7 protein-coding genes and 1 other RNA gene are annotated in these 13,414 nt (G+C 69.0%); 4 read left to right on the top strand and 4 right to left on the bottom strand.

Features of this window, described 5'->3' with window-relative positions:
- Window positions 1-84 precede the first annotated feature (84 nt).
- Complete coding sequence (gene fdhF, locus POL67_RS12275) at window positions 85-2,937, top strand: formate dehydrogenase subunit alpha (protein WP_271917464.1); 2,853 nt, start codon at window positions 85-87, stop codon at window positions 2,935-2,937.
- 3 nt (window positions 2,938-2,940) lie between these two features.
- On the opposite strand, the gene POL67_RS12270 is transcribed toward fdhF, so the two are convergent.
- The 4 genes from POL67_RS12270 to erpA form a co-directional block, all read right to left on the bottom strand.
- Entirely contained in the window at window positions 2,941-4,503 is a 1,563-nt protein-coding gene (locus POL67_RS12270) for an ATP-binding response regulator (RefSeq protein ID WP_271917463.1), read from the bottom strand.
- A 285-nt stretch (window positions 4,504-4,788) separates the two neighbouring features.
- An RNA gene (rnpB, locus tag POL67_RS12265) (RNase P RNA component class A) lies at window positions 4,789-5,197 on the bottom strand.
- A gap of 49 nt (window positions 5,198-5,246) precedes the next feature.
- Window positions 5,247-6,098 carry a sigma-70 family RNA polymerase sigma factor gene (locus POL67_RS12260; protein WP_136931464.1) on the bottom strand — a complete coding sequence of 284 codons (852 nt, stop codon included), beginning with the start codon at window positions 6,096-6,098 and terminating at the stop codon, window positions 5,247-5,249.
- A 399-nt stretch (window positions 6,099-6,497) separates the two neighbouring features.
- Entirely contained in the window at window positions 6,498-6,824 is a 327-nt protein-coding gene (erpA, locus tag POL67_RS12255; protein WP_136931465.1) for an iron-sulfur cluster insertion protein ErpA, read from the bottom strand.
- Between the two features lie 153 nt (window positions 6,825-6,977).
- Between erpA and POL67_RS12250 the strand changes: the two genes are divergently transcribed.
- The 3 genes from POL67_RS12250 to POL67_RS12240 all read left to right on the top strand — a co-directional run bounded on the left by POL67_RS12250 (window position 6,978) and on the right by POL67_RS12240 (window position 12,940).
- Entirely contained in the window at window positions 6,978-7,685 is a 708-nt protein-coding gene (locus POL67_RS12250; RefSeq protein ID WP_271917461.1) for a hypothetical protein, read from the top strand.
- 9 nt (window positions 7,686-7,694) lie between these two features.
- Entirely contained in the window at window positions 7,695-10,253 is a 2,559-nt protein-coding gene (locus tag POL67_RS12245) for a homocysteine S-methyltransferase family protein (protein WP_271917459.1), read from the top strand.
- Window positions 10,254-10,348: 95 nt separating this feature from the next.
- On the top strand, window positions 10,349-12,940 hold the full coding sequence (locus POL67_RS12240; RefSeq protein WP_271917458.1) for an HD domain-containing protein: 2,592 nt from the start codon (window positions 10,349-10,351) through the stop codon (window positions 12,938-12,940).
- Window positions 12,941-13,414: the final 474 nt, after the last annotated feature.

The following is a 13,414-nucleotide window of genomic DNA, read 5'->3' as shown; positions in this document are numbered from 1 at the left end:
TGACGCGGCCTGCGCGCCTTTGACGCGCCGAGCCGATGCATTCCCCGGCTTCTGTCCGGCCCTCCTCGTGCCACAATCCGCCGTATGCAAGCGCCCGCGGCACCGGACATAGCCACGTCCCCGCGCACCGTCACGCTCACGATCGACGGCACGAGCGTCACCGTCCCCGAGGGCACGACGATCTGGCAGGCGGCGAAGGCCCTCGGCATCAACATCCCGGTCCTCTGCCACGACGAACGCCTCAACCCCGTCGGCGTCTGTCGGCTCTGCGTCGTCGACGTCGGCGGCCGGACGCTCGCGGCTTCGTGCGTGCGGCCTTGTGAGCCGAACATGAAGGTCGCGACCGCCTCGCCGCGGGTCGAGCGTCAGCGCAAGGTCCTGCTCGAGCTCCTGATGAGCGACCAACCCGAGGTTTGCCCCAAGGAGAGCACCACCGGGGGCAATGAGCTTCATGCGCTCGCCCACCGTTATGGCGCCGATGGCAGCCGCCTGCCCCATGGCCATGCCCGTGGCGAGGACAGATCGTCGAAGGTCATTGCCGTGAATCACGACGCCTGCATCCTCTGCGATCGGTGCGTCCGCGGCTGCGACGACATCCAGCACAACGACGTCATCGGCCGGACGGGCAAGGGGTATGGCGCGCGGATCGGCTTCGACCTCGATCGGCCGATGGGCGAGAGCACGTGTGTCTCGTGCGGCGAATGCATGGCCGTTTGTCCCACGGGCGCGCTCGTCAACAAGCCCGTCAGCGCCCCGCTCGCGCCGCGCGTGCATTTGAAGCAGGTCGACAGCGTTTGTCCTTATTGCGGCGTCGGCTGCGCGCTCACGTACAACGTCGACGAGCAGACGAACCGCATCGTGTACGTCGACGGCCGCGACGGCGAGGCGAACCACGAGCGGCTCTGCGTGAAGGGCCGTTATGGCTACGATTACGCCATGCACCCGCAGCGGCTCCAGAAACCCCTCCTCCGCGTGCGTTATCCGAAAGGCCCGCTCTCGGACGCATCGCCCAGCGCACAGGAGGCGCGCGGCGGACGCCGAAAAGGGCACCTCGTCCGGTACGAGGACGTCCTCCCCGCATTCCGCGAGGCGAGCTGGGACGAAGCGCTCGACGTCGTGGCGACCCGCCTCCGCGAGGCGCGGGATACCCACGGCCCCGCCGCGATGGCCGGGTTTGGCTCGGCGAAATGCTCGATCGAGGAGGCGTACGTCTTCCAGAAGCTCGTGCGCGCCGCCTTCGGCACGAACAACGTCGACCATTGCACGCGGCTTTGCCATGCGTCGAGCGTCGCGGCGCTGCTCGAGACGATTGGCTCGGGCGCGGTCACGAACACGTTCGCTGGCATCGCCGAGGCCGACGTCGCGCTCCTCGCGGGCACGAATACCACGGCGAACCACCCCGTCGCCTCGTCCTTCTTCAAACAAGCCGCGGCGCGCGGCACGAAGCTCATCGTCGTCGACCCGCGCCGCCCCGACGTCGCCCAGTACGCCTGGCGTTACGCCCGCATCCGCCCTGGCACGGACGTCGCCTTCTACAATGGCGTCCTCCACGTCCTCCTCGCCGAGGGCCTGTACCGCGCCGATTACGTCGAACGACACACGACCGGCTTCGAGGCCCTGCGGGAGACCGTGGCGCGCTACAGCCCCGAGGTCGCGAGCGAGATCTGCGGCGTCGCGCCGGACCTCATCCGCGAGATCGCACGGGCCTACGGCTCTGCGCGGGCGGCGATCACGTTCTGGGGCATGGGCATCTCCCAGCACACGCACGGCACGGACAACGCGCGTTGCCTCATCTCGTTATGCCTCGTCACGGGCAACGTCGGCCGCCCCGGCACGGGCCTGCACCCCTTGCGCGGGCAAAACAACGTCCAGGGCGCGAGCGACGCCGGCCTCATCCCCATGATGTACCCCGATTACCAGCGCGTCGCCGACCCGGCCATCCGCGCCAAATTCGAGCAAGCCTGGGGCGTCCCGCTCGATCCGAAGCCCGGCCTCACCGTCACCGAAATCACGACGGCCGCGCTCGAAGGCAAGCTCAAGGCCCTGTATTGTATGGGCGAGAACCCGTTCCTCTCGGATCCCAACGTCAACAAGGTCAAAAAAGCCCTGGCGAAGCTCGATTTCCTCGTCGTGCAGGACATCTTCCTCACGGAGACGGCCGAGTTCGCCGACGTGATCCTGCCGGCTTCGAGTTACCTCGAAAAACTCGGCACCTACACGAACACCGATCGCCGCGTCCAGATCGGCCGCCCCGCCCTGAAACCGCCGGGCGAGGCGCGGCTCGATTGGCAGATCGTCTGCGAGATCTCGAACCGCATGGGGTATCCGATGCCCTATACCCGCGTCTCTGACATCTTCGACGAGTTCACCTCGCTCACGGACGCCTACCAGAACCTCGATTACGACATCCTCGGAAAGGCCGGCCGCCTCTGGCCCTCGCCGGATCGCTCGGCCAAGGACGGCGTGCAGATCCTCTTCGACGACGGCTTCCCCACCCCCGACGGCCGCGGAAAGCTCGTCCCTTGTGAATACACGCCGGCCCGCGAGACGCCCGACGCCGAATACCCCTTCGTCCTCAACACGGGCCGCCTGCTCGAACACTGGCACACGGGCACGATGACCCGGCGCTCCTACGCGCTCGACGCCATCGCCCCCGAGGCCTTCGTCGAGGTCCACCCCGAGGACCTCGCGCGGCTCGGCGTTCGTCCGGGCGAACGCGTCCGCGTCACCTCGCGCCGCGGCTCGATCGAGCTCGTCGCCCGCCCGACCACGAACGTCGGCGTCGGCAGCGTCTTCATCGCATTCCACTTCCGCGAGGCCGCCGCCAACATCCTCACGATCGACGCCATCGACCCGTTCGGAAAAATCCCCGAATTCAAGTTCTGCGCAGTCCGCCTCTCGCGCGCCTCCGGCGATACGGCCGAGGCGGCCGAATGATCGTCACGCCGCGGACGCCCGCCCCGTAGGCCCCGCGGGATCACAGAGCTCCGCGAGCAGCCGGTCCAGCGTCTTGAGGTCCAACGGCTTCGCGAGGTGCCGATCGAAGCCGGCCGCCCGCGAGAGCTTCCGATCCTCGGGCGAGGCGTACCCCGTCAGCGCGATGAGGAGCTTGTCCCGGTGCGTCGGATCCGCGCGGAGCGCCTGCGCGACCTCGTAGCCGTTCATCCCGGGCAAACCGAGATCACACAGGATCACCTCGGGATCGAAGCTCCGCGCCTTCTCGATCCCCTCGGGGCCGGAATGGGCGACCTCCACGTGCACGTTGCGCCGCCCGACCGCGAGCGCCTCGGCGAGGCTCGCGGCCGCGTCCGCGTTGTCCTCGATGACCAGGATACGGCCGCAGCGGTGCTCCTCGCGGCCCACGCTCGCCGCGCCGTTCGGGGCCGCGGGCTCCCGCACGGGCAGCTCGATCGTGAAGGTGGCGCCCCGGCCCGGGCCCTCGCTCTCGGCGCGCACGTCACCGCCGTGTAGCTCGACCAAACCCTTGACCAGCGAGAGGCCGAGCCCGAGCCCCCCGCGGCTCCGCGTGAGCGTCCTGTCGGCCTGCGTGAAAGGATTGAAGAGTCGGGGCAAGACCTCCGGCGCAATGCCCATGCCGGTATCACGCACGCAAATGTAGGTTCGTCCCCCCTCCACGAGCGACACCACGACCTGCACCCGCCCGCCACGATCCGTGAACTTGGCCGCATTGTGCAGCAAATTGCCCACGACCTGCGCGAGCCGCGTCCCGTCGCCGTTCACCCAAACGGGCCCGTCGGGCAGCTCCACGCTGAGCGTCACCCCGCCTTGTTCGAAGACCGAGCGGAGATCCTCGATGGCGCGATGCACGAGCTCGCAGAGCTCGACCGGCCCGTGCTGGAGGTGGATCTTGCCGCGCGAGATACGCGTCACGTCGAGCAGATCGTCGATGAGCCGCGTCATGTGAACGATCTGCCGCTCGATCACGCGCTCGGCGCGCTTCGCCTGCTCGCTGCCCGGCGCCGCGCGGCCGAGCACATAGAGGCTGTTGCGGACCGGAGCCAAGGGGTTTCGTAGCTCGTGCGAGAGAATGGCCAGAAACTCGTCTTTGCGACGATCGGCCTCCTGCAGCGCCTCGGCGAGGGCGCGATGTCGCTCTTCGCTCTCGTGCAGCGCCGCGAGCGAGGCCCGGGCGGCCGCGGCGGCCCGCTCGGCCTCCAGCCGGGAGCGCTCGGCGAGCAAACGCTCGCCCTGCGCGCGCTGCCGCGCCCGGCGCTCCGAGCCCATGACGAGGCTCACGATCAAGCCGGTCACGAAAAACGTGATGAGACGAAATACGTAGGGAAAGACAACCCCCGGAGGCTCGTCCCCCGACGACGCCACAAACCAGTAAACCCCGAAGCCGATCGTGGAGAGGACGAGCGAAACCAGGCTCGGAAGAAACCCCGCGACGAGCGCCAGAAGCGCGAGGATCCCGATCGGCCCCATCAAGAACAGGCCGTCGAGCGGCCGGATCAGCAGGAGGGCGATCGCAATCGAAGCCATCGCGACGGAAATCGCGAGCAGCCAAGGCCAGATCACGGCAAATGTGGAACGCGCGGGTACTTCGGAGGGGATGGTTTGCTCCATCGGTGAAGAGACGACGGACGGGTTGCCACAACGTAACATACGGCCGAGGCCACGCCATGCGAGGCGAGGACGTGCCTGGCATCGCCAGGAAAAACGCTTATGGCAGAGCCCGCTTCGGCGGCCGACATCGCTCGGTTGCACTCGCATTCGACAAGCTGCGACAAAAAGCGAAAGGCCCCGATCGTTCGATCGGAGCCTCTCGGTCGCAGCGGCTCATAAGCCGAGTTCTGTCTCGCCCCGAGGTCACCCCCGGAGCGTCGGCGATCATTCCTCTAGGGCACGCATTGCTACGTGCCTCCAGCAGCCAACCCGGAGGCATCGGACGGGCCGTCCTCCCGGGACCTCTCGATCCCATCGCCTCCCTACGCGGCCTTGCACCGGGTGGGGTTTGCCATGCCACCCCCGTTACCGGAGATGCGGTGGGCTCTTACCCCACCGTTTCACCCTTACCGACTGGACGAGCACCACGAGGGCACCTTCAAGCCGGCGGTCTGGTTCTCTGTTGCACTCTCCTCGAGGTCACCCTCACCGGGCGTTACCCGGCACCCTGCCCTGCGGAGCTCGGACTTTCCTCCCGCGGAAACCCGCCGGCGATCACCTGCTCCGCTGCGACGAGGCGGAAGATAACGCCCCCCGATCCGAAAGTCGAGGTGGTGACTTCATGCCGCGAGCGGGTGGAGCCGGTCGCGCAGCTTGCGCTTGGCGCGGGCCTCGAGCTGGCGCGCGCGTTCGCGCGAGACGCCGAGGCGCCTGCCAATCTCGGCGAGCGAGAGCTCCTCCTCCGGATCGGCCATCATGCGCGTCTCCACGATGTATCGCTCGCGCGGATCGAGGTTCTGCACGGCCTGCTCGAGGCGCTCGCGCAGGAGCGCCCCCTCCTCGGCGCGCGAGAATCGCTCCTCTTGATCCTGATCCTCGGCGACGAGGGTATCGACGAGCGAACGCGCCCCGTCCTCGAACACCTTCGTGTCGAGCGAGACGTCCCGGGCTTCGAGCCGGCGGGCCATCTCGACGACCTTCTCCGCGGGCGCGCCAAACTTCTCGGCCAGGAGCTTGTCCCCCGCTTCGCCCTCGCCCACGAGCCCCGCGATACGCGCGCGCTCTCGGCGGAGACGGAAAAACATCTTCGACCGGAGCGGGCCGGATCCGACGCCGACGAGGCTCCATGAATGAATCACGTGGTTCAGGATGTACGCACGGATCCAGTATGCCGCATACGTGACGAACCGATTGCCGCGATCCGGGTCGTACTTGCGGATCGCGTGCACGATCCCGAAGTTCCCCTCGGCGATGAGATCGGCGAGAGGAATGCCATAACGCCGGTAGCTGATCGCGATGGACACGACATGCCGCAGGTTGGCGAGCGCCAGCCGGGCGGCCGCGCGCTCGTCTCCCCGATCCCGGAAAGCACGGGCGAGCTCGACCTCCTCCTCGCGCGAGAGCTCCGGAATTTGCCGAACGTGCGCGATATACCGAGAAACCGCGCTGCTTTGGTCTCGAGAGGTCTGCACGTCTTCCCTCATTCTCATGAAAGGTGCGATTTCCAGTGGGGCGCACCGCGTCGTCGCTCGGGCCTACCCGCCGTGGACGCCGTTTCGAGGGGCCTTCGAGGACGTCGGCCCCGACGGACCGACTCCCTGCATGACTCACGCCGCCCGCGATTGGTTCGGACCTGGTCCGCGTGTGGCACGCCCCTGGCTCACGGGGTGACATGGCCCCAGGGAGAAAGGACCAGGGGTGCGGCGTGGCTGCACGCTGTGCGACCGGAACGGCCGTGGAGGCGCGCTTCGGCAAGGCCCGAAGAACGCAGAAAACCGGAAGTTCGTGGGGATTTTCGAGGAGTTTGCCGTCCGCGAGAGAGCGGGCGGCGTGGCGCGGCGGAGCGCCGCGGGCGGGCGCGCGGGGGCGTGCTAGGCGGAGAACGAAGAGCCGCAGCCGCAGGTGCTCTTCGTGTTCGGGTTCGAGAACTTGAACCCCGAGCCGTGGAGGCCTTCCACGTAATCGATCTCCGTCCCGTCGAGGTACTGATAGCTCAGCGGGTCGACGTAGAGCTTGATGCCCTTGTCCTCGAAGGTCTCGTCGAGGTCGGTCGGCTTGTCCTCGAAGTAGAGATCGTAGGAGAAGCCGGCACAACCGCCGCCGATGACACGCAGACGCAGGCCCTGCCCCATGAGATCCTCGGCCGTCGCAATCTCGACGACCTTCTCGGCTGCCTTAGGCGTGATGCTGATAGACATAGTTCTCCTCGTAGCCTCGTCCGGAGAAGCCATGGACGCGGGTGGTGTGCGTCGCAGAGGCCGCGCTGAGGTCGGCGGCTCCCAGACGCTCCCTAAGATAGGCAACCTCCTAGCCACTTGCCAGTGGTAGATGACGCTACGGAACAAAAGGGCATGCGGCTCCTACGTCGCGGCGTGAACATGGTGCGAAGCGGGATCCCAGCGCCGGACGAGCGCGAGGTCCTGCGCGCGCTCCGGGTGCCCCACGCGACCCGGATCGCGGACATCGACGAACGCGGCGTGCGCGAGGCGATCACGCTCGCGCTCGATCGCGCGCTCGGGATGGCCTCGTTCGAGGGCGTGTTTCGAACGGCGGAGGTCGTGGAGATCCGCGAGGACGAGGTGGTCACAGAGGAGTCGCCGCCCGGGCTCTTGCGTTCCTCCGTGCTCGCGGAGCGGTTCGCAGGGGCGCGCGAGGTCGCGTTCCTGGTGGTCACGCTCGGCGAGCGATGGGACGAGGCGCTGGATGAGCTCGCGCGGCGCGGCGAGCCGGCCGAGGCGTGGTTCCTCGACGCGCTCGGAACGTTCCTCGTGGATCGGGCGGCGCGTGTGGTGGAGGCGCGGATCACGTCGGATCTCGCGCGGGCGGGGCTCGCCCGGTCGGCGCGGTACCGGCCAGGCTACATCGGCTATCCGATGGAGGCGCAAGGCGCGCTTTGCCCGTTCGTGGAGGCTTCGCGGATCGGCGTGACGGTGAACGAGGCGATGAGCCTCTGGCCCAGGAAATCCGTGACGACGGTGGTGGCGTTCGTGGCGCGGGAGGACGGGCGAACTCCGGAAGACGAGGGGGATCCGGTCGTCATCGGGGCGGAATCGAGCTAAGGAGACCGCGTGAATCGTCAGGAATTCGCGAGGCGGCTGCGAAGCGAGGTGCTGATCCTCGATGGCTCGATGGGCGCGTTCTTGCAGGCGCGCGGGCTGCCCGACGGATACGCGCCGGACCTCTGGAACGTGGAGCAACCCGACGCGATCATCGCGGTGCACCGCGAGTACGTGAACGCCGGGGCGGACATCCTCCTGACGAACACGTTCGGGGCCTCGCGCCTGCGGCTCGGCGAGTACAACGCGGCGGATCGCGTGCGCGAGCTCAACGCGGCCGCCGTGCAAAACGCGCGGCGGGCCATCGGGGACGCACGCACGCTCGTCGCGGGCGACATCGGCCCGAGCGGGACGACGTTGCAGCCGGGCGGGGAGCTGCCGTTCGAGGAGGCCGTCGAGATCTTCTCGGAGCAGGCGCGGGCGCTCGTGGACGCGGGCGTGGACGTGATCGTGATCGAGACGATGTTCGATCTCGTCGAGATGAAGGCGGCGCTCATCGGCGTGCGCGACGTCTCGCGGACGGTCCCGGTGATCGCGCACATGACGTACACGGTGCGCGGATTGACGGACACGGGCACGGATCCGGAGACGGCGGCGATCGTGCTCGAAGCCTGCGGCGCGGACGTGATCGGCGTGAACTGCTCCGTGGGCCCGGAGGACATGCTGGAGGTCGTGGGGCGCATGGGGCGGGCGACGTCGCTGCCGCTCTCGGTGCAGCCGAACGCGGGCCTTCCCGTGATGCGGCACGGCCGGACGGTCTTCCCGCAGACGGCCGAGCAGATGGCGCCGTTCGCGCGGCAGTTCGTGGATCGCGGCGCGGCGATCGTGGGCGGCTGCTGCGGCACGACGCCCGAGTACATCCGCATGATCGCCTCGGAGGTCGGGCACAAGCCCCACGCGACGACGAACCGCCTGCCGGGCACGTGGATCACCTCGCGGAGCCGGAGCCTCCGGATGGGGAAGGGCGCGCCGTTCGTGACGATCGGCGAGCGGATCAACCCGACGGGGCGGAAGATCTTTTCGCAGGCGATCCGCGAGGGCCGGACGGACCTCATCGTGCAAGACGCGCGGGCGCAGGCCGAGGGCGGCGCGATGGCCCTCGACGTGAACGTCGGCGTCCCGCTCGTGGACGAAGCGGCGATGCTGGAGAAGGCCGTGCTCGCGGTGCAAAACGTGACGGATCTGCCGCTCGTGGTGGACTCGGCGAACGTGCACGCGCTGGAGCGCGGGATCCGGGCGTTCCCCGGGCGCCCGCTCGTGAACAGCGTCGATCCGGTGCGCGAGAAGGCGGAGTTCTTGCTGCCGATCATCAAGCGTTACGGCTGCGCCGTGATCGGGATGTGCGCCGAGAGCGAGATCCCCGAGCGCGCGATCGATCGGGTGCGCAACGCCGAGAAGATCCTGCGGATGTGCGAGGAGCACGGGATCCCCAAGGAGTGGGTCGTCTTCGACTGCATCTCGATCCCGGTGAGCGCGGCGCCCGTGGCCGCGGCGCAGACGATCGAGACGATCCGCATCATCACGAACGAGCTCGGATGCGCGACGACGCTGGGGTTGTCCAACGTGTCGTTCGGGATCCCGCTGCGGAAGACCGTGCACAACACGTTCCTCGCGCAGGCCATCGCGGCGGGGCTCGACAGCGCGATCTGCAACGCGGTCGACCCGCTGCTGCAGGAGACCGTGGCGGCGGCGAGCCTGTTCGCGGGGCGTGATCTGAACTGCCGGCGGTACATCGACCTGGCCGTGCCGCTCGAAGCGCAGCGGAAGCGTGATCAGGCCATGCTCGAAGCGGCGAAGGCGGGGCAGCTCCTCAACGTGGCGACGCCGGGCGGCGACGAGCCGAAGGGCGAGGCGGGCGCGGGCAAGGCGAAGGGGACACGTGATCTCCTGTGGGGCGCGGTCGTCGAGGGCGACAAGGACGGCGTGCCCGGGCTCGTCAAGCGCGCGCTCGCGGAGGGCATGGATCCCTTCGACATCTTCCTGAACGTGCTCACGCCGGCGATCCGGCACCTCGGCGATCTGTTCGGCTCGGGCAAGAAGTTCATCCCGCACCTCATCGCGAGCGCGGACGCGATGAAGGCCGGCGTCGCCGTGCTGATGCCGCTGCTCGAAGCGTCGGGCAACATCGAGAAGAAGGGCACGGTCATCCTCGCCACGGTGAAGGGCGACATCCACGACATCGGCAAGAACATCGTGGGTCTGATGCTCCGCAACTTCGGCTTCGACGTGCACGATCTCGGGCGCAACGTGCCGCTCGAAGACATCCTCGCCGCCGCGCGCGAGCACAAGGCGCAGATCATCGGTCTGTCGGCGCTCATGACGACGACGATGATGCGCATGAAGGACGTCATCGACGCCGTGCGAGGCCAGGGTTTGCCGCACGTGGTGATGATCGGCGGCGCCGTGACGACGTCTTCGTTCGCTGAGGAAATCCACGCCGACGGATACGGCAAGGACGTAGGTGACGTGGTTGCGATCGCCGAGCGGATGCTCGTGACGCACAAGGAGCGGTTCCCGCGGGAAGCTTCGGAAAAAGCTGTCACGCAGGAGCCACGCTCGCCCTCGCCGTAACGCGGCCGCGCGCGCCGCGAGCGATCACGCCTCCCCTCGCCTCCCCTCTCCCTTCTCCCTCCCCCTCGCGGGCCGAGTCGGACTACCCTCGGAAGATGGCGCACCTCGAGACGACCACGCTCTGGGAAAGCACACTCGCGCCCCGCGAGGCTGACGTCGTAGCGGGACCTCGCGCGACCTTGCGCGACGCGCTTTCGCGCATCCGCGGGCGCGCCACGGCCATCGCAAACGAGATGGTCGCAGCGCGCACCGACGAGCCGAGCCTCTCGGATCTTTTGCACACCGACGATCTGTGGATCAGCGCGGACGCGGTGGCGGGGCCGAGCTTCTCGCTGACGCCGCCCGAGGCGTTCGTCCTCGCGTCGTCGCTCGTCGTGCACGATCTCGCGCTCTCGCTGGCGATGATGCACGGCGGGACGGACGCGCTGAAGGGCGAGCGCACGTGGGTCGACGCGGTCGTGGGCATGCTGGTGCGCAAGCTCGGGCGCGCGCCGACGACGGCCGAGTTGCAGCAGCCGCCGGCCGACATCGAGCAAGAGGCGATCACGGAGGCGTTGCGCACGCTCTACGCCAGGCACGCCGAGCGGCTCACGCTCGCGCCTTACGGAGACGCGCACGGGCAGGAGCACCACCTGGTCGAGCCGGTGGAGCTCAGGCAGGCGTACGGGTCGACGATCGGCCGCGTCGCGCGGAGCCACCTGTGGCTCGCGACGGAGCTGCCGGAGCACTTCCACGAGACGATCGCGCCGCTCGCCGGGATGCCCTCGGGCTGGACGGTGGACGCGTTCAAGCTCGCCTGTCTCTTGCGCGTCGCGGACGTGTCGCGGATCGATTTTTCGCGCGCGCCGCATTTCTGGCGCGCGGCGCGCAGGCCCGCAGGGGCGCGGCGGGAGCACTGGATCCTGCAAGAGAAGCTGCGCGAGCCGTACGTCGCGAACAGCCGGCTCATCTTCCTCGCCGACAGCCCCTTCACGGTGGAAGAGGCGCCCGCGTTCTGGCTCGGGATGGACACGCTGGTCGCGGTGGATCGCGAGCTCCGGATCGTGGACACGCTCCTCGCGGAGGCAGGTCGGCCGAGGCTCGGGGCGCGCGGCGTGGCAGGCGTGGAGGATCCGAGCCGCCTCGCGGATTTCCTCCCCGTCGAGGGATGGACGCCGGTGGATACGCGGGTGCACGTGACGGACATCCCGTCGCTCGTGGAGCGGCTCGGGGCGACGCGGCTCGACGAGAGCGACGCGTCGATGCCGCTGCGGGAGCTCGTGCAGAACGCGGCGAGCGCGGTGCGCGCGCGGCGCATGCTGGAGGAGTGGCCGAGCGACTGGGGCACGATCACGGTGCGGCTCGGCGAGGACGAGGAAGGGCACTGGCTCGAAATCGAGGACACGGGCACGGGGATGCCCGCAGAAGCGCTGTCGGCGCCGCTGCGCGACACGGCGAGCGAGTACTGGTCGTCGCTGCTCCTGCGCCGGGATCCGCCGGGGCTCCTGGCGAAGGGCTTCCGCCGCGGCGGTGGTGGGCTCGGGCCGTTCGCGGTGTTCCTTTGGGGTCAAAGGGCCCGGATCACGACACGCACGTCCGATCGGGGGCGCAAGGAGACGAGCGTGCTCGAGCTCTACGCGGGCGGGACGACGCGCCCGATCCTGCGCGCAGCCGCGGAAGCGGAGGTGATGAGCGACGCGGGGACACGCGTGCGGGTGTGGCTGCGCGCGCCGCCGGATGCGCCGGACGGGATCTTCTACCGTCGCGGGCACGATCGCTGCTGGACGCTGGAGGAGCTTTGCGCGTGGCTCTGTCCGGCGCTCGACGTGCACCTCGACGTGGAGGACGCGCATGGCAAGCGCACACGCGTGGTGCCGGCATCGGACTGGATGACGATCGACGGCTACGAGTTGCTCGGCCGGACGTGGAGCCCGGAGCCCGAGCCGTTCGAAAGGCTCTGGCCGCGCGAGATCCCGGAGATGGCGCAGAACCTCCGGCCGCTCGTGACCTCGTCGGGCGACACGGTGGGCCGCGCCTGCATCCACCCGACCTACGCGGGCGTGGTGGCCGTGGGCGGCCTGCGCGCGTGCTCGATGCGAGGGATCTCGGGCGTGCTCGTGGGTCGTCCCGGGGCGACGCGGCAGGCGACAGTGGTGCCGGTGGTGGAGCGGCAGGAGCTCGCGCGGTGGGCGTCGGAGCAAGCCGCGCTCTTGCCAGCGCTCGTGAAGGAGCCGGCGGAGCAGATGGCATGCGCGCAGATCGTGCGGGCGTGCGGCGGTCGGCTCGACACGCTGCCGATCGCGGAGGGCGCCAAGGGCTGGCTGTCGGAGCAGGCGATCGCGGCGTGGGACGTGGTGCCGGACGAGGTGCTCCTCGTGCGGGATCACCAGAGCGGTCGTGGTCCGTGGTGGCGCGGGAAGATCACGTTCGCGCCGAACGTGCTGGTGGTGCGGATGCACCTGCCGGCGATCCTGGATGCGCGTGATCCGACGCTCTGGCCGAGCGAAGAAGCGCCGAGCGGCGAGCCGTGGCGCGCGGTGTTGCGCACGCTGGCGGGCGCGGTGCTGGAGGCGCTGGCGCGCGCGTGGGGCGTGCCGCTCGACGAGGTCGTGCGGTCGACGGGGCCGTCGCGGGAGTCGCGGGTGATCGGGATGGCTGAGGGGCGGGCGGTGGAGAGCTTTGTGGATGTGGTGAAACGGCCTGGCTGAGGGGTTGGGAGGGTTGAACGGGGGGAGGGCGGGCGGAAAAAGGACGCGAGCTAAGGACGCGAGCTTTCGCGCAAAGCGGGGCGTGCCGGCGTGGAGTTGAGGGGATCCCCGGTGCAACGGGTCGGCTTGCCGTTGCGCGGCGTGTGTTGCACGCACGCAAAATCGCCCCGTCGAGCGTCAGCCACGGTCGTTGCTCCATGCAAGACGGTCCTCGCGGCTGCGAGGGGTGCGTTGCATCCGGTGCAAGGCGCCTCCCGACCCCGTGACGGCGGTGTTTGCACGCGCGCAAGCAGGAATGTGGCGTGGGATGGCGGAGCGTTGCACCCGTGCAACCGCGGTGAACGAACGTCGCTGGCCGCGTTTGCACACGTGCATGGCACGCCTCGCAAGGGGCACGCGTCGTTTTGCGTGCACGCAAGGCACGCCTCGCAACGGGCACGCGTCGATTTGCGTGCGTGCAAGACACGCCTCGCA

It is taken from the genome of Polyangium mundeleinium (genome assembly GCF_028369105.1).
GTDB classification, from domain to species: Bacteria; Myxococcota_A; Polyangia; order Polyangiales; family Polyangiaceae; genus Polyangium; species Polyangium mundeleinium.
Note: the sequence above shows the minus strand (reverse complement) of the source record. Positions and strands in the feature narration are given on the sequence as shown.

What these genes read in the sequence shown, in the direction of transcription:
- fdhF (WP_271917464.1), top strand. Translation starts at nt 85, where the DNA reads ATGCAAGCGCCCGCGGCACCGGACATAGCCACGTCCCCGCGCACCGTC.
- POL67_RS12270 (WP_271917463.1), bottom strand. Translation starts at nt 4,503, where the DNA reads ATGGCTTCGATTGCGATCGCCCTCCTGCTGATCCGGCCGCTCGACGGC.
- erpA (WP_136931465.1), bottom strand. Translation starts at nt 6,824, where the DNA reads ATGTCTATCAGCATCACGCCTAAGGCAGCCGAGAAGGTCGTCGAGATT.
- POL67_RS12250 (WP_271917461.1), top strand. Translation starts at nt 6,978, where the DNA reads ATGCGGCTCCTACGTCGCGGCGTGAACATGGTGCGAAGCGGGATCCCA.
- POL67_RS12240 (WP_271917458.1), top strand. Translation starts at nt 10,349, where the DNA reads ATGGCGCACCTCGAGACGACCACGCTCTGGGAAAGCACACTCGCGCCC.